19 protein-coding genes are annotated in these 20,666 nt (G+C 61.7%); 9 read left to right on the top strand and 10 right to left on the bottom strand.

What is annotated here, in order from left to right; genetic code table 11:
• Positions 1-10: 10 nt before the first annotated feature.
• The gene (locus tag G473_RS0103760; protein ID WP_084437615.1) at positions 11-952 is read left to right on the top strand and encodes an SAM-dependent methyltransferase; all 942 of its coding nucleotides are present in this window, start codon (positions 11-13) and stop codon (positions 950-952) included.
• Positions 953-1,115: 163 nt separating this feature from the next.
• Here G473_RS0103760 and gor read toward each other — a convergent pair whose 3' ends face one another.
• Complete coding sequence (gene gor, locus G473_RS0103755) at positions 1,116-2,483, bottom strand: glutathione-disulfide reductase (RefSeq protein ID WP_029011999.1); 1,368 nt, start codon at positions 2,481-2,483, stop codon at positions 1,116-1,118.
• A gap of 142 nt (positions 2,484-2,625) precedes the next feature.
• A complete protein-coding gene (gene cysQ, locus G473_RS0103750; RefSeq protein ID WP_029011998.1) occupies positions 2,626-3,408 on the bottom strand; it encodes a 3'(2'),5'-bisphosphate nucleotidase CysQ in 783 nt (260 codons plus the stop codon).
• A gap of 138 nt (positions 3,409-3,546) precedes the next feature.
• Here cysQ and G473_RS24955 point away from each other — a divergent pair, with 138 nt between their 5' ends.
• Together G473_RS24955 and G473_RS0103740 are read left to right on the top strand one after the other, a co-directional pair.
• Complete coding sequence (locus G473_RS24955) at positions 3,547-4,257, top strand: SOS response-associated peptidase (RefSeq protein WP_035705329.1); 711 nt, start codon at positions 3,547-3,549, stop codon at positions 4,255-4,257.
• Positions 4,254-4,799: a thermonuclease family protein gene (locus tag G473_RS0103740; RefSeq protein ID WP_029011997.1), complete on the top strand. Its 546-nt coding sequence runs from the start codon at positions 4,254-4,256 to the stop codon at positions 4,797-4,799. Before G473_RS24955 ends, G473_RS0103740 begins: the two co-directional genes overlap by 4 nt.
• A 32-nt stretch (positions 4,800-4,831) precedes the next feature.
• Here the strand turns inward: G473_RS0103740 and G473_RS0103735 are convergent, their stop codons facing one another.
• Positions 4,832-5,083: a GlsB/YeaQ/YmgE family stress response membrane protein gene (locus tag G473_RS0103735; RefSeq protein ID WP_029011996.1), complete on the bottom strand. Its 252-nt coding sequence runs from the start codon at positions 5,081-5,083 to the stop codon at positions 4,832-4,834.
• Positions 5,084-5,286: 203 nt separating this feature from the next.
• On the opposite strand from G473_RS0103735, the gene G473_RS24950 reads away from it, so the two are divergent.
• The 3 genes from G473_RS24950 (at position 5,287) to gabD (ending at position 7,695) form a co-directional block, all read left to right on the top strand.
• Entirely contained in the window at positions 5,287-5,697 is a 411-nt protein-coding gene (locus G473_RS24950; protein ID WP_051329851.1) for a response regulator, read from the top strand.
• A gap of 137 nt (positions 5,698-5,834) precedes the next feature.
• Complete coding sequence (locus tag G473_RS0103725) at positions 5,835-6,062, top strand: hypothetical protein (protein WP_245579979.1); 228 nt, start codon at positions 5,835-5,837, stop codon at positions 6,060-6,062.
• Positions 6,063-6,213: 151 nt separating this feature from the next.
• A complete protein-coding gene (gene gabD / locus G473_RS0103720) occupies positions 6,214-7,695 on the top strand; it encodes an NADP-dependent succinate-semialdehyde dehydrogenase (RefSeq protein WP_029011994.1) in 1,482 nt (493 codons plus the stop codon).
• A 40-nt stretch (positions 7,696-7,735) separates the two neighbouring features.
• Here gabD and G473_RS24945 read toward each other — a convergent pair whose 3' ends face one another.
• Positions 7,736-8,533: a TrmH family RNA methyltransferase gene (locus G473_RS24945; protein ID WP_035705327.1), complete on the bottom strand. Its 798-nt coding sequence runs from the start codon at positions 8,531-8,533 to the stop codon at positions 7,736-7,738.
• A 7-nt stretch (positions 8,534-8,540) separates the two neighbouring features.
• A complete protein-coding gene (locus G473_RS0103710; RefSeq protein ID WP_029011993.1) occupies positions 8,541-9,353 on the bottom strand; it encodes an undecaprenyl-diphosphate phosphatase in 813 nt (270 codons plus the stop codon).
• A 350-nt stretch (positions 9,354-9,703) separates the two neighbouring features.
• Here G473_RS0103710 and G473_RS0103705 point away from each other — a divergent pair, with 350 nt between their 5' ends.
• Entirely contained in the window at positions 9,704-11,152 is a 1,449-nt protein-coding gene (locus G473_RS0103705; protein WP_029011992.1) for an NAD(P)-dependent oxidoreductase, read from the top strand.
• A gap of 117 nt (positions 11,153-11,269) precedes the next feature.
• A complete protein-coding gene (gene gltB / locus G473_RS0103700; RefSeq protein ID WP_029011991.1) occupies positions 11,270-15,811 on the top strand; it encodes a glutamate synthase large subunit in 4,542 nt (1,513 codons plus the stop codon).
• Between the two features lie 102 nt (positions 15,812-15,913).
• Here gltB and G473_RS30190 read toward each other — a convergent pair whose 3' ends face one another.
• Both G473_RS30190 and G473_RS30185 read right to left on the bottom strand, forming a co-directional pair.
• On the bottom strand, positions 15,914-16,600 hold the full coding sequence (locus G473_RS30190) for a hypothetical protein (RefSeq protein ID WP_154667244.1): 687 nt from the start codon (positions 16,598-16,600) through the stop codon (positions 15,914-15,916).
• Positions 16,601-16,604: 4 nt separating this feature from the next.
• Positions 16,605-17,048, bottom strand: coding sequence for a hypothetical protein (locus G473_RS30185; RefSeq protein ID WP_154667243.1), 444 nt, complete (start codon positions 17,046-17,048; stop codon positions 16,605-16,607).
• A 253-nt stretch (positions 17,049-17,301) separates the two neighbouring features.
• Between G473_RS30185 and G473_RS0103690 the strand changes: the two genes are divergently transcribed.
• Complete coding sequence (locus G473_RS0103690) at positions 17,302-17,613, top strand: hypothetical protein (protein ID WP_029011989.1); 312 nt, start codon at positions 17,302-17,304, stop codon at positions 17,611-17,613.
• Positions 17,614-17,757: 144 nt separating this feature from the next.
• Here the strand turns inward: G473_RS0103690 and ptsN are convergent, their stop codons facing one another.
• The 3 genes from ptsN to rpoN form a co-directional block, all read right to left on the bottom strand.
• Positions 17,758-18,216: a PTS IIA-like nitrogen regulatory protein PtsN gene (gene ptsN, locus G473_RS0103685; protein WP_029011988.1), complete on the bottom strand. Its 459-nt coding sequence runs from the start codon at positions 18,214-18,216 to the stop codon at positions 17,758-17,760.
• Between the two features lie 72 nt (positions 18,217-18,288).
• Positions 18,289-18,909 carry a ribosome hibernation-promoting factor, HPF/YfiA family gene (gene hpf, locus G473_RS0103680; RefSeq protein ID WP_035705323.1) on the bottom strand — a complete coding sequence of 207 codons (621 nt, stop codon included), beginning with the start codon at positions 18,907-18,909 and terminating at the stop codon, positions 18,289-18,291.
• A gap of 120 nt (positions 18,910-19,029) precedes the next feature.
• On the bottom strand, positions 19,030-20,562 hold the full coding sequence (rpoN, locus tag G473_RS0103675; protein WP_029011986.1) for an RNA polymerase factor sigma-54: 1,533 nt from the start codon (positions 20,560-20,562) through the stop codon (positions 19,030-19,032).
• Positions 20,563-20,666: the final 104 nt, after the last annotated feature.

Here is a 20,666-nt window from a genome sequence, read left to right as displayed (position 1 = left end):
CTGAGAACCGATGAGTAATGAAGAGATGATGGCCCCGACGGTGACACCGCTCGGGGCCACCGCCTATCTGGCGGCTGAGGAATATCTGGAACCGCTGCTGGCGGAATTGGGCACGGTGCAATCCGTCCATGGCAGGCTGGTCCTGGCGGAAGGGCCGGCGCGTCCCAGCGCCTGGGCCCAGAATGTCTGGTACGATCCGGTGCTGATCCAGATTGCGTCCATCAAGCAGGGCGCCAAGGCCCTGCGCGCCATCCAGCGCAACTGGGCGCTATACGGTTTCCAGCATCACCGCCGGGCCCAGCTTATCCAGGACAACCTGCCCCATGTCTCGGCCAAGCCGCTGACTTTCTTCACGCCGCCGCCGGCCGCCCCGTTGGGGTCATGGACGCTGCTGAATGAGAATACGATCCTGGCGGCGGCCCATTGTTCCAGCCCGTTCCGCAATGGCGAGATCGAATTCATCGAAGATAAGGTCACCCCACCCAACCGGGCCTATCTGAAGCTGTGGGAAGCCTTTACCCGCATCGGCCGCACGCCGGGGCCGGGCGAGGTTTGCCTGGATCTGGGGGCTTGTCCCGGGGGCTGGACCTGGGTGATGCAAAGCTGTGGCGCCAGCGTGATCGCCATCGACAAGGCACCGCTGGACCCCAAGATCGCGGCTTTGGCCGGCGTGAGTGAGCGGCGGGAAAGCGCCTTTGGCCTGAAGCCGGGTGATATTGGCCCGGTCGACTGGCTGTGCTGCGACGTGATCTGCTACCCGTCCAAGCTGCTGCGCATGGTGCAGGGCTGGATCGAGTCCGGGCTGGTGAAGAATTTCATCTGCACCCTGAAATTCCAGGGCGAGACGGATCATGAGACGGCGCGCGCCTTTGCCGCCATTCCCGGTTCTCAACTGGTCCATCTCTGCCAGAACAAGCATGAGCTGACCTGGATACGGCTGTCCCCAACCTGATGATCGTTCCCCACCCTGGCGGTGCTGCCAGGGTGGGGAGTGGAGGCTGCCGACTGGCAGCCCGCGCCACGTGGCGCGCAAGCCAAGGGCGCGGATGCGCCCGCCCGGCACCTGAGGGAACACGAAATCTGCCTTGATCGGTCACGATCAAGGCAGATTGAGATCAATCCGGATCGGGTGCCTTCACCCGCATGGTCACGAACTCCTCCGCTGCCGTCGGGTGCAGGCCGATAGTGCGGTCGAAATCCTGCTTGGTGGCGCCCACATTCATGGCGATGGCGATGGCCTGGACCATCTCCGGCGTATCCGACCCCACCATGTGGACGCCGATCACTTTTTGCGTTGCCCGGTCCACCACCAGCTTCATCATGGTGCGCTGGTCGCGGCCGGAAAGCTGGTGGCGCATCGGTTTGAAGCTGGTGCGGTAGATATCCACCTCTTTGCCCAGCTTTTCCCGCGCCTGTTCTTCCGTCAGCCCGACATTGGCGACAGGCGGGATGGAAAAAACGGCAGTGGGGATATTGTCGTAATTCACATCGCGCTGGTTGTTGCCATAGAGCCGGTCGGCCAGCACATGGCCTTCCGCCAGGGCGACCGGCGTCAGGTTGATGCGGTTGGTGACATCGCCCAGCGCATAGATGCTGGGCACGCTGGTCTGGTACTGGTCATTCACCTTGATGGCGCCGTTCTTGTCCAGCTCAACGCCCACCTGCTCCAGCCCCAGATTGGCGGTCAGCGGCTTGCGGCCGATGGCATAGATCACGGCATCGCATTCCACGGCCTGATTGTCGGTCAGGGTGGCCAGCAGGCAATCGTCGCTCTTCTCGATCCGCTCAATGATCGTGTTCAGGCGCAGGTTGATGCCGGATTTGACCAGTTCCTCCGTTACGAAGGTGCGGACATCGCTGTCGAACCCGCGCAAAATCTGGTGTCCGCGATAGAGCAGGGTGACATCAGCGCCCAGCCCCTTCAGCAGGCTGGCAAATTCCAGCGCGATATAGCCGCCGCCGGCCACCAGCACCCGCTTGGGGAAGGTGGGCAGATAGAAAACTTCGTTTGAGGTGATGCCATATTCCCTGGCGCCCGGCTGGTCCGGCAGTTCCGGCCAGCCACCAGTGGCGACCAGGATGCGTTCGGCGGTGATTTTCTGGCCGTTCACCTCCACCGTATGGGCGTCCACAATGGTGGCGCGGCCATCAAACAGGGTGACGCCGGCCCCTTCCAGCAGGCGGCGATAGATGCCGTTCAGCCGGCCGATCTCCTTGTCCTTGGCCTCGATCAGCGCTTTCCAGTCATGGGTCGGCTTTTCCACATTCCAGCCGAAGCCGGCAGCATCCTCGAACGCATGGCCATATTCACCGGCATAGACCAGCAGCTTCTTGGGCACGCAGCCGACATTGACGCAGGTGCCCCCATAATAGCGCTCCTCTGCCACAGCGACGCGGGCACCATGCTGGGACGCGATGCGAGAGGCACGCACCCCGCCGGAACCAGCACCGATGGTGAAGAGATCGTAATCATAGGTGGGCATGGGCGGTTAATCCTCAGCGGGCCACAGGCAGATATTTTCAGATGCTTCCTGACAGGCAGTGAAGCAAGGGCTTTCCATCTGGACGGGTCCGGATTGCTGGCATGCTGCTGCCACTTGGCATGATGTGATGCCGGTCGCAGCTCTATGCCCCACCCCAGGCGACGAAATGCGGATTCAGGAAGGTGGGGGCCTTGCCATAGTGCATTGGCTCCCCATCAATCTGGGTCAGGCTGCCGCCGGCCCCCAGCAGAATGGCGTGGCCGGCGGCAATGTCCCATTCGCAGGTGGGGCCCAGGCGGGGATAGACATCGCCCACCCCTTCCGCCACCCGGCAGAATTTAAGCGAGCTGCCAGCGGCCAGCTTCGTCGCCACCCGACGCCCCTTCAGAAAATCGTCCAGAGCCGCCTGATCGGCATGGCTGCGCGACGTCAGCACCGTCAGTCCGGCAGAGGGCACGCGCCGCACCTCGATCTTCTCGTCCTTTTCCATCGGGCGGCTGCGGATGGCAGTGCCAGGGCCGGCGGCGGCGTAAAGCTCCCCCGTTGCTGGCAGCAGAACGACCCCCAGGGCCGGCTCTCCCCCCTGGATCAGGGCGATGTTCACCGTGAAGTCGCCATTGCGCTTGATGAATTCCTTAGTCCCGTCCAGCGGGTCAACCAGCCAGAAGGTGCCGCCGGAAATGTCCGGGATGCGGCCTTCGGCCACCTCTTCCTCGGTGATGATGGGGATGTCGGGGGTCAGTTTGCGCAAGGCGGCCAGGATCACGGCATCGGCAGCACGGTCAGCGGCGGTGACGGGGCTGCCATCGCCTTTGGTCTCTGTCTCCATGTCGTCCGTATAATATTCCATGATGGCGGCAGCGGCCTGCACAGCGGCTTCACGCACTGAAGGCAACAGGCCGTTGAGTTTTTCTGGCGTTATCATGGGGTTGATCCTGGCTGGAGAGACAGGCGGCGATCATAGAGGGGGGAGGCGCCCATGCAATGCGCTTTTTTCCCCTGACCGGGTGGGGGGCTGTTAAGCTTCCCGCCGGTTATAACGGCGGCGGGATGAAAAGGCGCCATGTGTGGCCGTTTCGTGCAGAAGGATCTGAAAAGTCTGGCCGAGGCATTCGATGCCATCCTGCGGCATGATCTGCCCCCGGACGCCCTGACGCCGCATCACAATATCGCGCCGACGCAGGAGGTGGGGGTGATCGGGTTGACCCCGGCGGGCACCCGGTCACTGACCCGGATGCGCTGGGGGCTGGTGCCTGCCTGGGCGAAGGATGAAACGGGCGGTGGGCGCCTGTTCAATGCCCGGTCGGAAAGTGCGGCAGAGAAACCCTCTTTCCGGGAGGCCTATCAGCGCCGCCGCGCCATCATCCCCGCCGACGGATTTTATGAATGGCCACCGCGGGCGGCGGTCCGCCAGCCCTGGTTTATCAGTCGGGCCGATGGTCGCCCCTTGGCTTTCGCTGCCTTATGGGAAATCTGGCGCGGGCGGTCGGAGGGGCCCTTATTCACCTGTACCATCCTGACCACCCAGGCCAATGGCGATATCGCCGATCTGCATGACCGGATGCCGGTGCTGTTGATGGATGAGGGGGCCTGCGCTGCCTGGCTGGCCCCCAATACCCCGCCGGGTGAACGGCAGGCCCTTTTGCAGCCCGCGCCGGCGGGCAGCCTGCAATGCTGGCCGGTCGGTCCCCTGGTCAATGCGGTGCGCCATGACGGGCCGGAATTGATGGAACGGGCACCGCCTGCGGCCCAGCCGGCGGGACTGTTATTATGATCCGGATTGCTTCCTGTCCTCTGTTCGCCCTGATGGCGCTGGGCGTTGTCCCGGCCGTGTCGGCACAGGTCCCGCCACCGGCGGGTGCCGTTTGGGAGGCGCCGGTCACGGGACCGGGTAAGGCGAAGGAAGGGGATCTGGTCACCGTTAATGGTCAAGATTTCCGCCTGTTCGGGATCGACGCGCCCGATCCGGGGCAGAAATGCAAGAATGTGCGCGGGGTTGAATATGATTGCTTCACCCTGTCCCGCACCATGCTGGAACGCTTGATCAATAATGGGGAGGTGGAATGCACGCCCCGGAAGGGCAGCCCCACCAATGGCCCGAAACTGGCCTTGTGTAAGGCCGGTGGGGACGATCTGGCGCGGGCGATGGTGGAGTTCGGCTACGCACTCGCCTACCGCGCCCTGTCCTATGATTATGTCTCGTCGGAGGCGCGGGCGTCCTCCTATCGTCGGGGCATGTGGGCCGGACGGATTGACCCCCCGTGGGAATGGCGGTCCCGGCAATTGCGGGAGACCGGCAAAGTACCGGGGGGCTGACCCATACGTGTGACGCACCAGTTGATTGGTTGTCAGTCCCGCTTGCCCGCCACGGTGCGATAGACCAGCAGCAGCAGGATGGCGCCCACCACGGCGCCAATGAAGCCGGCGGCTTGGCCCGCTTCGTAAAGGCCCACGGCCTGGCCCAGATATGTCGCAACAAAGGCGCCGGCAATCCCCAACAGGGTGGTGATGATGAAACCGCCGGGGTCGCGGCCCGGCATCAGCAGCTTGGCGACGATCCCGACCAGCAATCCAATGATCAGGGTGGCGATGATTCCCATTTCAGCCTTCCATTGATGCGCTGTTTTGCCACCTAACGCTGCCTTGGCCCTTGCGGTTCCCAAAGGGGTCTGCGGAACCAAAGAGGTAGGTGCCATGCAGGCGGGGTATATCCGGAAGAATGTGCGCACAAACGGGGCCGGTGTCGTCTATCGCGCCGTTACAGCGGCATACCGGATCAACCAGAGCGGAAGCGAGGTGTCCCATGCCGCATTCCTTCGTCCCGAGCAACCTGCCCCGCATCCTCATCGCCGAGGGGGATGCGCGTGCGGCCCTGCATCTTCAGACCCTGCTGGGAGATATGGGCTTCACTGTCTGCGGACTGGCCTCCACCGGCCCTCGCGCTGTGGCGTTGGCGGATTATCACCGGCCGGAACTGGCGCTGGTGGATGTCGATCTTGCCAAGGGAACCGATGGTCTGGCCGCCGCGCGGGAGATGCGCCAGAAGCTGAAGCTGAAAGTGCTGCTGCTTACAGGCCAGATGGGTGATCAGGTAGGGGCGATATCGACAGATGAAGAGGATGATCTGCCTTTGATGCAAAAGCCGATCGACCCCGACCAGCTGCGCCTGCATCTGGACCAGATGCTGCCGGAAAGTGCGTTTGGCCGGGCCTGATCCCACCCAGCCCGTCGCCTATCCGTAAAGTCACCATACTTTTGCACCGCCCTTGCCGCCGTGGCGTTAAGAAGGCGGCAAAGTCCCCCCGCTATGATGGAAACCAAGGCGATCAATATTGGTGGTGGGAGCTTATCATGCGTTGGTCATCATGGACTGTGCCCCATATGCCCCATTTTGATGAGGCGGTACGCAACCGCTTGGGAACCGTGGCGCTGTGGGTTGGCTTGCTGGGGGCGGCCTGGTCCCTGCCGCTGCTGGGCCTGTGGCAGCAGGCGGAGGAGCGGGCGCGGATGGAGTCGGGCATCTACTACACGCCCCAGCGTCCGGCCGCAGCCTATCTGGAAGCGGCAGAAGCGCCGTAAGCGGCGGAACGCCACCGCCTGGTGGACGTTCCATCCTGGGAAGGCGCGGCGCCCGTCGGCAAGGGTTGACGGCGTGCCGCTGGAGGGCTCCCCTGGCAGCAACACGCGCCATCGCGGCGCCGTAAGCCAGACCACCAGGATGGACAAAAGAATGAGCGAGACGTTTGCGGCCTGTCTGGGCCTGAAAGACCCGTCCCTGTTCCGCACCCAGGCCTTTCTGGCGGGGGAATGGGTGGATGCCGATAATGGCACCACGGTGGAAGTGACAAACCCCGCTACGGGCGATCTGATCGGCACGGTTCCCAACATGGGTGCGGACGAGACCCGCCGCGCGATTGAGGCCGCAAACAGGGCCTGGCCCGCCTGGCGCGCCAAGACGGCCAAGGAACGGGCCGGCATCCTGCGCAAATGGTTCGATCTGATGATGGCGAACCAGGAGGATCTGGCCCGGCTGATGACGGCAGAACAGGGCAAGCCCCTGGTGGAAAGCCGGGGTGAGATTGCCTATGCCGCCAGCTTCATCGAATGGTTCGCGGAAGAGGGCAAGCGCGTCTATGGCGACACGATTCCCAGCTTCAAGCCCGATGCCCGCATCGTGGTGACGAAAGAACCGATCGGGGTGACCGCCGCGATTACGCCCTGGAACTTCCCGGCGGCCATGATCACCCGCAAGGCCGGCCCGGCGTTGGCTGCTGGCTGCCCCATGGTGATCAAGCCGGCCTCGGCCACGCCCTACAGCGCCTTTGCCATGGCCGTGCTGGCCCAGCGGGCGGGCATCCCGGCGGGGGTGCTGTCAGTGCTGACCGGTTCGGCCAGGGCGATTGGCGGGGAGATGACGGGCAATCCCATCGTGCGCAAGCTCTCCTTCACCGGCTCTACCGAGATCGGCAAGGTGCTGATGGAGCAGTGCGCCGGCACGGTGAAAAAGGTGTCCATGGAACTGGGGGGCAACGCGCCCTTCATCGTGTTTGATGATGCCGATCTGGATGCCGCTGTGGCGGGGGCGATTGCCTCCAAATACCGCAATGCCGGCCAGACCTGTGTCTGTGCCAACCGGTTGCTGGTGCAGGAAGGTGTCTATGATGCCTTTGCAGAAAAGCTGGCCGCCGCCGTCGCCAGACTGGCGGTGGGCAACGGGCTGGAAGAAGGCACCACACTGGGCCCGCTGATCGACATGGCGGCGGTGGAGAAGGTGGAAGACCATATCGCCGATGCCAAGGCCAAGGGTGGCCGCGTGATCGCGGGCGGCAAGCGCCACGCCATGGGCGGTTCCTTCTTCGAGCCGACAATCCTGGCCGACATCACCCCGGCCATGAAAGTGGCGCGGGAGGAAACCTTCGGTCCCGTGGCACCGCTTTTCCGCTTCAAGGACGAGGCGGAGGCCATTCACATGGCCAATGATACCGAGTTCGGCCTCGCCGCCTATTTCTACAGCCGCGATATCGGCCGGGTCTGGCGGGTGGCGGAGGCGCTGGAATATGGCATCGTTGGCATCAACGAAGGCATTATCAGCACCGAAGTCGCCCCGTTCGGCGGCGTGAAGGAAAGCGGCACCGGCCGCGAGGGCAGCAAGTACGGGATCGAAGATTATCTGGAAGTGAAATACCTGCTCATGGGCGGTGTGAACCGCTGACGGGCAGATTGGGAAGGTGGGCAGCCTGTGCTGCCCGCCGTCACCGTGCCAATAGAAACGCCAGGATGGCCGTCGTCGCCGACACGTTCAGCGACTGCACCTTGCCGCTGCCCCGGATCGTGACCAATGTCTCACAAGCGGTGAGGCTTTCCGGCGGCATGCCATGTTCCTCATTGCCCATGATGAAGGCGGTGGGGCGGCCATCGGCTGCCGGGGCCAGTTGGTCCAGGCCGGGATACTCGCCCAACGCCGTGCCCACGGTGCGGTAATGCGGGCGCAGGGCGGCCAGGGCCGCCGGGAAATCCCGCGCCTGATGAATGTCCACATATTCAAATCCGCCCTCCGCCACGCGATAGGCGGCTTCCGATGGCAGCGCCTGGGCCTTGTGGCTGGAGAGCAGGATGCGGTCGATGCCGAAAAAGGCGGCGGTGCGAACGATGGCGCCCAGATTATGCGGGTTGGATACGCCGTCCAGGATCAACAGCCGCCGCCCTGCCTTGGCCCATTCCGCTGCCAGCGTTGGCGGGTAGGGCAGGATGGGGCGGGGCTGGGCCTCGGCCACGATGCCGCCATGCATGGCGGAACCGGCGATCTTCTCCAACTCCGCCGCCGGCACCAGCCGGTAGGGTTTGCGCTGCTCCGCCAGCCGGGCGCAAAAAGCCCCCGTATCGGCCCGGAACCGATCATCGAAATAGAGCTTTTCCACCCGGTCGGGGTCTTGAGCGAAGAGGGCTGCCACAGCCGGCCAGCCGGCGACGCGGAAGGGCTTGCGCCGTCCCGGCTTGGCCGGGGTGGCGGGCTTCAGCGACAGGGTCGGCCGCGACGGTGTGGTGTTCATGATCGGATCAGGCCGCGAAGAACAGAAGGTAGCTCAGCATGATGCTGCCAATGGCGATGCGGTACCAGGCAAAGGGTGCGAAACCGTGCTTGCCGACGAAATTCACCAGCCAGCGCACCACCAGCAGGGCTGCCAGGAAGGCGCAGACAAACCCGACGGCGATCATGCCGACACTGTCCACGGCCAGCACCTCGCGGTTCTTGTACAGGTCATAAACAGCGGCACCCAGCATGGTCGGGATGGCGAGGAAGAAGCTGAACTCCGCCGCCGTCTTGCGCTCCACCCCCATCAGCAGCGACCCGATGATGGTGGCGCCGGAGCGCGACACGCCGGGGATCATCGCCAGACACTGGATGAAACCGATGGAGAGCGACAGCCGGGCCGGGAACCGCTCCACCTCGAAATAGCGCGGCGTCTTAACGGCCTTTTCCGCCACCAGGATGATGATGCCGCCGACGATCAAGGCGACCGACACCACGGTCGGGTTGAACAGCACGCTTTTGATATAGGAATGGGCGAACACGCCGATGACAGCCGCCGGCAGGAAGGCCAGCAGGATGGCGATGGTGAAGCGAACCGCTTCCTTCTCCCCCCGGAAGAGGCCGGTCAGCACACCCCAGAGCTTGGAGAAATAGACCAGCAGGATCGCCAGGATGGCACCCAACTGGATCACGACCTTGAACACATCCTCTGCCTGGCCTTTGAAGCCCAGCAACTCACCCAGCATGATCAGGTGACCGGTGGAGGAGACGGGGATGAATTCCGTCAGACCTTCCAGCAGTCCCAGAAGGATGGCGTCAAAAAAGGGTGTGGTGTCCATCAAGGCTGTCCATTGCCAGGAAATAGGGGCGGGGCGCTTATAGCATTCGCACCCGCACAATGGCGAGGTTCGGGGGCGGGGTTTGAGGTGGAAAAGATGTTTGGTCCGAAACGGGACTAATTTGACAGTTGAGACTCGTTCGCAAGTGCCTTTGTGCTGGGCGCAATGGAAGTATGCGCTGAAAAATGGTCAGCTTTGCTGTCGTATCGATGAAAAAATGCTGGTTAGCCGCCAAAAGCCACTTTATATGAACAGCAACCGTCAAAAACGGAAATGCCATTACCGCCTTCGGGCGGCATTCGGTGCCAGCAGGCCGGCGCCGGATCGGGAAAGTTGAAAAGGATTGTGTCATGGCGCAGCAGAAGATGCTCGGATTTGTCCATACCGAACAGCAGATGCCCGATAAACGGGAGCCAGCGCTGCGCCGTCAGGATTTTGACGAGATCTATGCACGCTTCAGCGACGAGGGGGCGTCTGACCAGGCGGGCCGCTGCTCGCAGTGCGGCGTGCCCTTCTGCCAGGTGCATTGCCCGGTCAGCAACAATATCCCCGACTGGCTGAAGCTGACGCGCGAGGGCCGGCTGGAAGAAGCCTATGAGCTGTCCCAGGCCACCAACAATTTCCCGGAAATCTGTGGCCGCATCTGCCCGCAGGACCGGCTGTGTGAAGGCAATTGCACGATTGAGCAATCGACCCACGGCACGGTGACCATCGGTGCGGTGGAAAAATACATCACCGACACGGCCTGGGAACGCGGCTGGGTGAAGGCCATTGTGCCGCGTGTGGAGCGTGACCAGTCTGTCGGCATTATCGGTGCCGGCCCCGCCGGTCTGGCCGCCGCTGCCCAGCTTCGTCAGAAGGGCTACAAGGTCCATGTCTATGATCGGTATGACCGCGTCGGCGGCCTGCTGATCTATGGCATCCCCGGCTTCAAGCTGGATAAGGAAGTGGTGATCCGCCGCTGGAAGCAGTTGGAAGACTCGGGCGTCCAGTTCCACCTGGGTGTGGAAGTGGGCCGCAATATCGACCTGCGCACCCTGCGGTCCCAGCATGATGCCGTGCTGATCGCCACCGGCGTGTACAAGGCGCGCGATCTGGGCGGGCCGGGTTCCGGGCTGGATGGGATCGTCGCCGCCTTGGATTACCTGACCGCCAGCAACCGCAAGAGCCTGGGCGACACGGTGCTGGATTTTGAGACCGGCAAGCTGAACGCCAAGGGCAAGAATGTCGTCGTCATCGGCGGCGGCGACACGGCGATGGATTGCGTGCGCACCGCCATCCGCCAGGGCGCCATGTCGGTGAAGTGCGTCTATCGCCGCGACCGCAAGAACATGCCCGGCTCCCAGCGCGAAACCCAGAATGCCGAGGAAGAAGGTGTGGAGTTCGTCTGGCAGACCGCGCCGGAAGGCTTCACCGGCGACGCCCATGTGACGGGCGTGAAGGTGCATAAGATGCATATGGGCGTGGCCGATGCCACCGGCCGCCAGACCCCGCTGCCCATCGAAGGTTCCGGCTACACGCTGGACGCCGATCTGGTGGTGAAGGCGCTGGGCTTCGATCCGGAGGAAATCCCCACCCTGTTCGGTGCGCCGGAACTGAAGGTCAGCCGCTGGGGCACGGTGCAGGTGAAGTACGCCACCATGATGACCAACCTGGACGGCGTGTTTGCCGCCGGCGACATCGTACGCGGCGCTTCGCTGGTCGTCTGGGGCATCAAGGATGGCCGCGACGCCGCCGAAGGCATCCACAAATTCATCCAGGCCAAGGCGACGCAGCCGGTGGCCGTGGCGGCTGAATAAGCCCGCCAGAGATCAGAATAAAGGCCCACGCGCCGCCCCTGGCTGGCGCGAACGGGCCACCTGTCACGGGGATTTCCCGCCATGAACAAGATGACCAACCTTCCCAGTGGGGCCGACATGACCGACAAGCTGACCAATCGCGGTGAGATTTTCGCGGCCGAATACGCGGCCAACAAGGCCCTGCTGGACAGCACTGCCTTTGTCGATACCGAACAGCATGATGCCTGCGGCGTCGGCTTTGTGGCGGCCATTGATGGCAAGCCCCGGCGCGAGGTGGTGGAAAAGGCCGTGGAGGCGCTGCGCGCCCTGTGGCACCGCGGCGCCGTGGATGCCGATGGCAAGACCGGCGACGGCGCCGGCATTCATGTGCAGTTGCCCCAGGCCTTCTTCCGCGAAGTTGTGGTGCGCACCGGCCATCCGGAGCCCAAGGGCCTGATCGCCGTTGGTCAGGTTTTCCTGCCGCGCACCGACCTGTCGGCGCAGGAACGCTGTCGCGCCATTGTTGAGACGGAAGTGCTCAACTGGGGTTACACGATCTATGGCTGGCGCCAGGTGCCGATCGACATTTCGATCATCGGCGAGAAGGCCAATGCCACAAGGCCCGAGATTGAGCAGATCATGATCGGCAACCCCAAGCAGGTGCCGGATGAAAAGTTCGAGCGGGATCTCTATGTCATCCGCCGCCGGATCGAGAAGGCGGTGGCCGGTGAGCAGATCGGCGGCTTCTATATCTGCACCCTGTCCGCCCGCTCCATCATCTATAAGGGCATGTTCCTGGCCGAGCAGTTGACGGCCTTTTATCCCGACCTGCTGGACGAGCGGTTCGAGAGCAATTTCGCCGTCTACCATCAGCGCTATTCGACCAACACCTTCCCGACCTGGCAGTTGGCCCAGCCGTTCCGCACGCTCGCCCATAATGGTGAGATCAACACGCTGCGCGGTAACGTGAACTGGATGAAGGCCCATGAAACCCGCATGGATCATGAGCTTTTCGGCGCCAATGTCGAAGATTTGAAGCCCGTCATCCCCGTCGGCTCGTCTGATTCGGGCGCGCTGGACGCGGTGTTCGAGCTGATGATGATGGCCGGCCGTTCCGCCCCCATGGTGAAGACCATGCTGGTGCCGGAAGCCTGGTCGAACAAGGAAGTGATGCCGCAGGCGCATCGCGACCTCTATTCCTATTCCAATGCGGTGATGGAGCCGTGGGACGGCCCGGCGGCGCTGGCCATCTATGACGGCCGCTGGGTTGTGGGCGGTGTGGACCGTAACGGCCTGCGCCCGCTGCGCTATGTCATCACGGGTGATGGGCTGATCATCGGCGGCTCGGAAGCCGGCATGGTCAAGATCAACGAACAGGCCGTGGTGGAAAAGGGCCGCCTGGGGCCCGGCCAGATGATTGCGGTCGACCTGAAGGAAGGCAAGCTGTTCCATGATCGGGAGATCAAGGACAATCTGGCCGCCAATCGCCCCTATACTAATTGGATCGGCAATATCACCGTTCTGGACGATCTGGTGAAGAAGGCCCCGGTGGAGCCGGCGGAACTGTCCAAGGAAGAGCTGCGCCGCCGCCAGCTTGCCTATGGCATCACCATGGAGGATCTGGAACTTATCCTTCAGCCCATGGTGGAGGATGCCAAGGAAGCCGTCGGCTCGATGGGCGATGACAGCCCCATTGCCGTGCTGTCCGACAAGTATCGCGGCCTGCACCATTATTTCCGCCAGAACTTCGCTCAGGTCACCAACCCGCCCATCGACAGCCTGCGCGAAACCCGCGTCATGTCGCTGAAGACCCGGCTGGGCAATCTGGGCAATATCCTGGATGAAGATGCGTCCCAGTGCCGTCTTCTGCAGCTTGAAAGCCCTGTGCTGACGACGGCCGAATTCCGCGCCATGCGCAATTACATGGGCGACACGGCGGCGGAGATCGACTGCACCTTCGACCTGGCCGGCGGTGAGAACGCGCTGCGCGATGGTCTGCGTCGTATCCGCCAGGAGGCGGAAGACGCGGTGCGCGGTGGCGCCACCCATGTCATCCTGACGGACGAGGCGATGAGCGCCACCCGTGCGCCCATGCCGATGATCCTGGCCACGGGTGCGGTCCATACCCACCTGATCCGCCAGCAGCTCCGCACCTTTACCAGCCTGAATGTCCGGTCGGGCGAATGCCTGGACGTGCATTATTTCGCGGTGCTGATCGGTGTCGGCGCCACGACGGTCAATGCCTATATCGCCCAGGAAGCCATCGCTGACCGCCACCGCCGTGGCCTGTTCGGGCAGATGAGCCTGGAAGAGTGCCTGAAGCGCTATAAGAAGGCGATCAATGACGGTCTGTTGAAGGTGATGTCCAAGATGGGCATCTCCATCATCAGCTCCTATCGCGGTGGCCTGAATTTCGAAGCCATCGGCCTTTCGCGTTCCCTGGCGGCGGAATATTTCCCGGGCTTGCCGTCGCGCATCTCCGGCCTGGGGCTGCTGGGCGTACAGGAGGAAGTGCTGGGCCAGCACAAAATGGCCTATGATGAAGATGTGGTGGCCCTGCCGGTCGGCGGCTTCTACCGCTTCCGCAAGGGCGGCGACCGCCATGCCTGGGAAGGTGGCCTGATCCACCTGATGCAGACGGCGGTGGGCACGGACAGCTATTCCACCTTCAAGAAATATTCCGAAGCGCTGAATAAGCGCCCGCCGATCAACCTGCGCGACCTGCTGGATTTCCGTGCCGCCGGCAAGGCCGTGCCGGTGGACGAGGTGGAGAGCATCACCAGCTTGCGCAAGCGTTTCATCACGCCGGGCATGTCGCTGGGGGCGCTTTCGCCCGAAGCCCATGGCACGCTGAACGTGGCGATGAACCGGATCGGCGCCCGTTCGGTCAGCGGTGAGGGCGGCGAGGACCCGGCGCGCTTCAAGCCGGACGCCAATGGCGATAACTGGAACAGCGCCATCAAGCAGGTGGCGTCGGGCCGGTTCGGCGTGACGGCGGAATATCTGAACCAGTGCCGCGAGATCGAGATCAAGGTGGCCCAGGGCGCCAAGCCCGGCGAAGGCGGGCAGTTGCCCGGCTTCAAGGTCACCGAACTGATCGCCAAGCTGCGCCATTCCACGCCGGGCGTGATGCTGATCAGCCCGCCGCCGCACCATGACATTTATTCCATCGAGGATCTGGCCCAGCTCATCTATGACCTGAAGCAGATCAACCCGATCGCCAAGGTCTGCGTGAAGCTGGTGTCGCGGTCCGGCATCGGTACCATCGCCGCCGGTGTGGCCAAGGCCGGTGCGGATATCATCCTGGTTGCCGGCCATAATGGCGGCACGGGTGCCTCGCCCCAGACCTCGGTCAAGTATGCCGGCGTGCCGTGGGAAATGGGCCTGTCGGAAGTGCAGCAGGTGCTGACGCTGAACCGTCTGCGCCACCGCGTCACCCTGCGCACCGATGGCGGTCTGAAGACCGGTCGCGACATCGTGATCGCCGCCATGCTGGGGGCAGAGGAGTTCGGCATCGGTACGGCGGCCCTGGTCGCCATGGGCTGCATCATGGTCCGCCAGTGCCATTCCAACACCTGCCCCGTCGGCGTCTGCGTGCAGGATGAGGAACTGCGCAAGAAGTTCACCGGCACGCCGGAAAAGGTGGTGAACCTGTTCAGCTTCATCGCTGAAGAGGTGCGCGAGATCCTGTCCAGCCTGGGCTTCCGGGAGCTGCGCGAGGTGATCGGCCGGTCGGACCTGCTGCATCAGGTCAGCCGTGGTGCCGCCCATCTGGACGATCTGGACCTCAACCCGCTGCTGGCCGTGGCCGACCCCGGCGAATATGCCCGTTACTGCACGCTGGAAGGCCGTAACGAGGTGCCGGACACGCTGGACGCCCAGATGATCAAGGACGCCCGCGCCTTGTTCGAGGATGGCGAGAAGACCCAGATGCAGTATCACGCCCAGAACACGCACCGCGCCATCGGCACGGCTTTGTCGGGCATGATCACCCGCAAGTTCGGCATGAAGGGGCTCCAGCCCGGCCATGCCACGGTGCGGCTGCGTGGTTCCGCCGGGCAGAGCTTAGGCGCCTTCGCGGTGCAGGGTCTGAAGCTGGAAGTGTTCGGCGATGCCAACGATTATGTCGGCAAGGGCCTGTCGGGCGGCACCATCGTGGTCCGTCCGCTGACCGCCAGCCCGCTGAAGACCAACGAGAACACCATTATCGGAAATACGGTGCTGTACGGCGCCACGTCCGGCAAGCTGTTCGCCGCCGGTCAGGCCGGTGAGCGGTTCGCGGTGCGCAATTCCGGCGCCACCGTGGTGGTGGAAGGCTGCGGCTCCAACGGCTGTGAATATATGACGGGCGGTTTGGCCGCCATTCTGGGGCCGGTGGGCGATAATTTCGGTGCCGGTATGACCGGGGGCATGGCCTATGTCTATGACGAGGACAACCGCTTCTCGCTCTATGTGAACCCGGAGAGCGTGATTTATCAGCGTCTGGAAGTTCCCCATTACGAGGAACAGCTCAAGGCGCTGATCCAGGAGCATGTCGATGAGACGGGCAGCCGTTGGGCGGCCCAGCTTCTCAACGATTGGGAACTGGTGCGGGGCAAATTCTGGCAGGTTGTGCCGAAGGAGATGCTGCACCGGTTGCCGGTGCCGGTAACGGCGCCGGAGCGGCTCAGCGCCGAATAAGCTGAGTTTAGCGAGGAAGGGAAGGGGGCGCACCGCCAAGGTGCCGCCCCCTTTTCCGTTCTGGTCCGGCATTCGCTGAGCCGGAAGAACGGAAAGCTTGAACTATTGGCTATTTCTGGCAGCAACGACGCGGCGGGCCACTTCTGCCATTTTAAGGTTCCAGGACAGAGCGTCTGGCTGTGGGTCACTGATCGCTTGAACAAGGACTTCCTGCTTATCATTCGTCCATCCAAACGTCGCCTTAAGCCCGCCCTTCGGGTGGGTAAAATATCGGGCAATCGCTCGGCCTGGGCCGAGGTCTATATTTGTTGCTTCGGCGGGGATGAAGGTAAACACCCGTTGAGTTTTAGTTTGAGGATAATCATTCTCCTGAATATCGAGTATGTAGTTCTCGCATTCCATTACAGTACGATAGCCACTCATCTTGCCATTATCCCGCCGCATGATGCCCGATACGTCAGCAATGACAATGGTGCACCCCATTTCGGTCGCTAGAATAGGGCCAATAGGGTCGATGCTGGTTTCTTTTTTTGGGTCTAATTTGCGTTCAGATAAAATATGATCCTCTTGTGTTTTACTGCCTTGCAATGAAGTGATATGACCAGTAGGGGGTTTGAAATTTGATTCAGCTGGTTTGGAGGGGTCGCCAAATTTCTTGCTGTCTTCTATCATTTTTTCTCTAGACGATTCCTGAAATTTTTTTATTGATGGTGGCATTTTGTCATCTGCATAGACGGCTGAGGTTGAGAAAAATTGAAATAAAGCGACGATAATTATGGTTTTCTTCATGGCGTTACCACTCCTCAAGATTGCAATCTGTTGCAGTTGTTGCTTTGCATGGGCCAGAAAAAGATTGACCGGAGTTAGTCCAATCGGAATCGCAATACTGTTCAAGATACTCTTCTTGTTCCTTATTCATAGGGTCGGCAAAGTGCTCAGCTTCTACAAACCATCCATCATCTCCACAAAGAAAGCACCCAGCATGTAGCCTCCATGTTTGTTCATATCCTTCCATGAAGGAGCGTTTCAATTGCAATTCCGAGTTATCTTGATTTGATATTATGGCTAAATTGAACTGATAATCCTTGCTAATTATACTAGTGCCCGCCCAGGATATTGATTCGTTTACACCGACACAATTTGCTCGAGAGAACATTGTTAGGTCAACGACCCCGGCAAATCCTGCTTTGCTAACCAAAACAGCCGCTAATGGGATGATAAATTTGAAGATTTTCATTGGTTCCTCATCGCCATCGGTTGATGATAGTGATTCTTATTATTAATTTTTGGACTTTTCAAGAGAATTTTTTGGGGAAATTTAAACCATAAAATACTAAAAATTTAATTTCTATTTCTTAAGTATTTATAGTGGAAGCAGTCTGAGAATATTTCCTGATGTATGGTTTGTATTTATTTGTTTGTGAGATTGATTTATTTTAAATGTTGTAATTTTGAAATTACTCAATCTATGACATAGGTGGAGGTGATCCATGCTGATGCGCACCGCACTTCGCGTTCGTTGGGCTTTGATCGGGGTGCTGGTGGGGCCCGGCCCCATGGTGGCGCTGGCGCGGCAGGGGGGCGACATGCCGGGCGCGTCCGGTGTTCTGGTCTACGCTTTTATCGGCGCCCTGGTGGGGGCCCTGGCCTTTGGCACCATCGGCCATATGCAGGCACAAAACGTGGCACCCGATGCCCGGATGCCGCCTCTGTCAACCGCGCGCAAGGTGGTGCTGGTCATTTGCGGCCTGGTCTTGGTCGCCAGTATTGCCAGCATCTTCATCGGCCTTGCGCTGATGTGATCCCAGCCCGGTGCAGGCGACAAGGCGCAGGGGAACACGAAACCCACCTTGATCGGTTCCGACCATGGCGGATCGCCTTAAACGAAAACCGGCGCCCTGTTGCCAGGGCGCCGGTTTGTCACGACCAGATGGTTTCAGTCCGGATCAGGCCGCACTGACCTGTTCGGTCTGGGCCAGCAGTGCGTAAAGGGCATCGCCCGATTCCGCGCCGCGCAGCTTGTCACACAGCACCTGATCCCGCAGCAGGCGCGACACCCGCGCCAGCGCTTTCAGGTGATCGGCCCCGGCCCCTTCCGGGGCCAGCAGCAGGCAGATCAGATCCACCGGCTGTTCGTCGATCGCCTCGAAATCGACCGGCTTTTCCAGCCGGGCGAAGATGGCCATCACGCCGGGCAGGCCCGGCAGCTTGCCATGCGGGATACCGATGCCGCGGCCCACGCCCGTGGTGCCCAGGCGTTCCCGCTCCACCAGCACATCGAAAATGGCACGCTCATGCTGATCGGTCAGCTCGGCGGCCTTCTTCGCCAGTTCCTGCAAGGCCTGCTTTTTGGAGCTGGCCTTCAGGCTCGGGAGGATCGCCTCCGGCTTCAGAAGATCATTCATTGCAGCCGGGGACGTCTGTTGCGAGGAGGAGGAGAGAGAACGTAGGGAAACGGACATAGGTAATAAATCGCCTCATTGCTTCACGGTTCCGGTCGTGCCAGCGGGGTCGACCCAGCCGACATTGCCGTCCGGACGGCGGTAGATCATGTTCAGACCGCCATGTGCGCGATTACGGAACATCAAAGCGGGCAAATCTGCAAGGTCCATCCGCATCACGGCCTCGCTCACGGTCAGCATCTCGATCGCCGTTTCCATCTCGGCCACGATCATCGCGTGATGGCCATTGACTTCCGGCGCCGCGTCGGATTCATCCCCCTGGCCCTCGGCCTCCTCGCCGTCGGCTTCCAGGATATATTTGCGCGCCGTCGTAACCGGCAGCTCCGCCAGGGTCTTGCGCTCGTGATGGTCCTTCAATCGGCGCTTGTAGCGCCGCAGCCGCTTGGCGACCTTTTCCGCCGCCTCATCGAAGGCGGGATAGGGCTCGTTCGCTTCCGCGGTGGATTGCAGAAGGATGCCACGCCCGGCATGGACCTGAATATCCGCCTTGTAGCGATTGGCATCCTTGGAAAGGATGACGGTTGCCTCCACAGGGTTGCCGAAATATTTGCCGACCTGAGTAGCGAGCTGTTCTTTCACATGGGTCCGCAGGGCGTCGCCCACATCCAGTTGCTTGCCTTTGACGGTGACTTGCATATTCGACCTGTTCTTTATCAGGCGCGCTTTTGACCGTTAGCGAGGAACCGCCACCCGGGTCCGGCATCCAGTCCGGGAGAATCCCCCGGGCGGGTCTTCCTCGTACGGTCAGCGCAGGGACTACAACCCAAGGGCCTTCTCCCGACGGCGCTGGACTGAAGATGGGATCTTCATACCCTCACGATACTTGGCGACGGTCCGTCGCGCAATATCGATCCCCTCACTCCGAAGAATCTCGACGATTTTATCATCCGAAAGGGTGTCGTCGGCCTTCTCGGCATCGATCAGAGCCTTGATGCGGAAGCGCACCGCCTCTGCGGAATGCGCAGCCTGCCCATCGGCCCCCTGGATGGCGGAGGTGAAGAAATATTTCAGCTCGAACACGCCGCGCGGGCTGGAGAGGAACTTGTTCGTGGTGACGCGGCTGACCGTGCTTTCATGCATGCCGATGGCTTCCGCGATATCGCGCAGAATCAGCGGCTTCATGAATTGCAGCCCGTGCAGGAAGAAGGCGTCCTGCTGGCGCACGATCTCCGTTGCCACTTTCAGGATGGTGGTGGCCCGCTGATGCAGGCTTTTGACCAGCCAGCTCGCCGACTGGAACTGTTCGGCGATATATTCCTTTTCCTGCTTGTTGCGCGCACCCGACAGGACTCGGGAATGGTAGCGCTGGTTCACAAGCACACGGGGCAGCGTGTCGGTGTTCAGTTCCACGATCCAGCCGCCGCTGGGGGCGGCGCGCATCAGGATGTCCGGCACCACGGTCTGCACCGGCTCAAAATCGAAGGCCAGGGCCGGCTTGGGGTTCAGGGCCTTGATCTCCGACACCATGTCGGACAGATCCTCCGCGTCGCAGCCGCACACTTTCAGCAATTGCTGAAGGTTGCGCGCGGCCAGCAAAGGCAGATTGTCCAGCAGAGCCTGCATGCAGGGGTCCAGCCGGTTTTTCTCCCGCAACTGGATGGCCAGGCATTCCGACAGGCTGCGGGCGAAAACCCCGGCAGGGTCGCAGCGTTGCAGCCGGGCCAGGACCGTTTCAACCCGCGCCAGATCGCACCCCAGCGTCAGGGCAACCTCTTCCAGATTGACGGTCAGATAGCCGGTCTCATCCAGGTGATCCATCAGGGCATAGGCGACCATGCGGTCCAGCGGGTCGGGCAGATCCATCTTGATCTGCTCGTCCAGATGGTCTCGCAGCTTGGGCCGCTCGGTCAGCGTCGCTTCGAGGCTGCTCTCTTCATCCTCGAATCCGCCACTGCGGGACGACCAGTCGCCAAACTGCTCCCCCGACCCCAGCCCGGCTCCGTCCAGGTCGGCGGCAGAACTGTTGGTATAGACATTCTCGAAATCGGTATCGAGCGGGGCATCGTCACTGCTGCCCATCCGGTCACTGGATGCCAGCTCGACCGTATCGGCGACGCGCCCCTCAACAGGGGCGGGGGCTGCTTCCTCCCGGTCAACGCCATTGGGGGCGGCATCGCTCCATCCCTCGCCATCGTCGCGTTCCAGCAGCGGGTTCTGCTCCAGTTCCCGCTCCACGAAATCCGATAACTCAAGATTGGAAAGCTGCAGCAGCTTGATGGCCTGCTGTAGCTGCGGCGTCATCACCAGCGATTGGGACTGACGGATATCGAGCCGTTGCTGGAGCGCCATTTTCCCTGAAAACACCGATGCTGAAGGAAGGAGCCCAGCCTACGCCTTTCGCAGGGGTAGACCAAGCCAGCCGATATAACACGGCAACAGTACGAAGCTCGGCT

Source organism: Niveispirillum irakense DSM 11586, assembly GCF_000429645.1.
Lineage (GTDB): Bacteria > Pseudomonadota > Alphaproteobacteria > Azospirillales > Azospirillaceae > Niveispirillum > Niveispirillum irakense.
Note: the sequence above shows the minus strand (reverse complement) of the source record. Positions and strands in the feature narration are given on the sequence as shown.

Bases quoted from the DNA above. Each gene is read 5' to 3' on its own strand.
- G473_RS0103760 (WP_084437615.1), top strand. From the start codon at position 11: ATGAGTAATGAAGAGATGATGGCCCCGACGGTGACACCGCTCGGGGCC.
- gor (WP_029011999.1), bottom strand. From the start codon at position 2,483: ATGCCCACCTATGATTACGATCTCTTCACCATCGGTGCTGGTTCCGGC.
- cysQ (WP_029011998.1), bottom strand. From the start codon at position 3,408: ATGATAACGCCAGAAAAACTCAACGGCCTGTTGCCTTCAGTGCGTGAA.
- G473_RS24955 (WP_035705329.1), top strand. From the start codon at position 3,547: ATGTGTGGCCGTTTCGTGCAGAAGGATCTGAAAAGTCTGGCCGAGGCA.
- G473_RS0103740 (WP_029011997.1), top strand. From the start codon at position 4,254: ATGATCCGGATTGCTTCCTGTCCTCTGTTCGCCCTGATGGCGCTGGGC.
- G473_RS0103735 (WP_029011996.1), bottom strand. From the start codon at position 5,083: ATGGGAATCATCGCCACCCTGATCATTGGATTGCTGGTCGGGATCGTC.
- G473_RS24950 (WP_051329851.1), top strand. From the start codon at position 5,287: ATGCCGCATTCCTTCGTCCCGAGCAACCTGCCCCGCATCCTCATCGCC.
- G473_RS0103725 (WP_245579979.1), top strand. From the start codon at position 5,835: ATGCGTTGGTCATCATGGACTGTGCCCCATATGCCCCATTTTGATGAG.
- gabD (WP_029011994.1), top strand. From the start codon at position 6,214: ATGAGCGAGACGTTTGCGGCCTGTCTGGGCCTGAAAGACCCGTCCCTG.
- G473_RS24945 (WP_035705327.1), bottom strand. From the start codon at position 8,533: ATGAACACCACACCGTCGCGGCCGACCCTGTCGCTGAAGCCCGCCACC.
- G473_RS0103710 (WP_029011993.1), bottom strand. From the start codon at position 9,353: ATGGACACCACACCCTTTTTTGACGCCATCCTTCTGGGACTGCTGGAA.
- G473_RS0103705 (WP_029011992.1), top strand. From the start codon at position 9,704: ATGGCGCAGCAGAAGATGCTCGGATTTGTCCATACCGAACAGCAGATG.
- gltB (WP_029011991.1), top strand. From the start codon at position 11,270: ATGACCGACAAGCTGACCAATCGCGGTGAGATTTTCGCGGCCGAATAC.
- G473_RS30190 (WP_154667244.1), bottom strand. From the start codon at position 16,600: ATGAAGAAAACCATAATTATCGTCGCTTTATTTCAATTTTTCTCAACC.
- G473_RS30185 (WP_154667243.1), bottom strand. From the start codon at position 17,048: ATGAAAATCTTCAAATTTATCATCCCATTAGCGGCTGTTTTGGTTAGC.
- G473_RS0103690 (WP_029011989.1), top strand. From the start codon at position 17,302: ATGCTGATGCGCACCGCACTTCGCGTTCGTTGGGCTTTGATCGGGGTG.
- ptsN (WP_029011988.1), bottom strand. From the start codon at position 18,216: ATGAATGATCTTCTGAAGCCGGAGGCGATCCTCCCGAGCCTGAAGGCC.
- hpf (WP_035705323.1), bottom strand. From the start codon at position 18,909: ATGCAAGTCACCGTCAAAGGCAAGCAACTGGATGTGGGCGACGCCCTG.
- rpoN (WP_029011986.1), bottom strand. From the start codon at position 20,562: ATGGCGCTCCAGCAACGGCTCGATATCCGTCAGTCCCAATCGCTGGTG.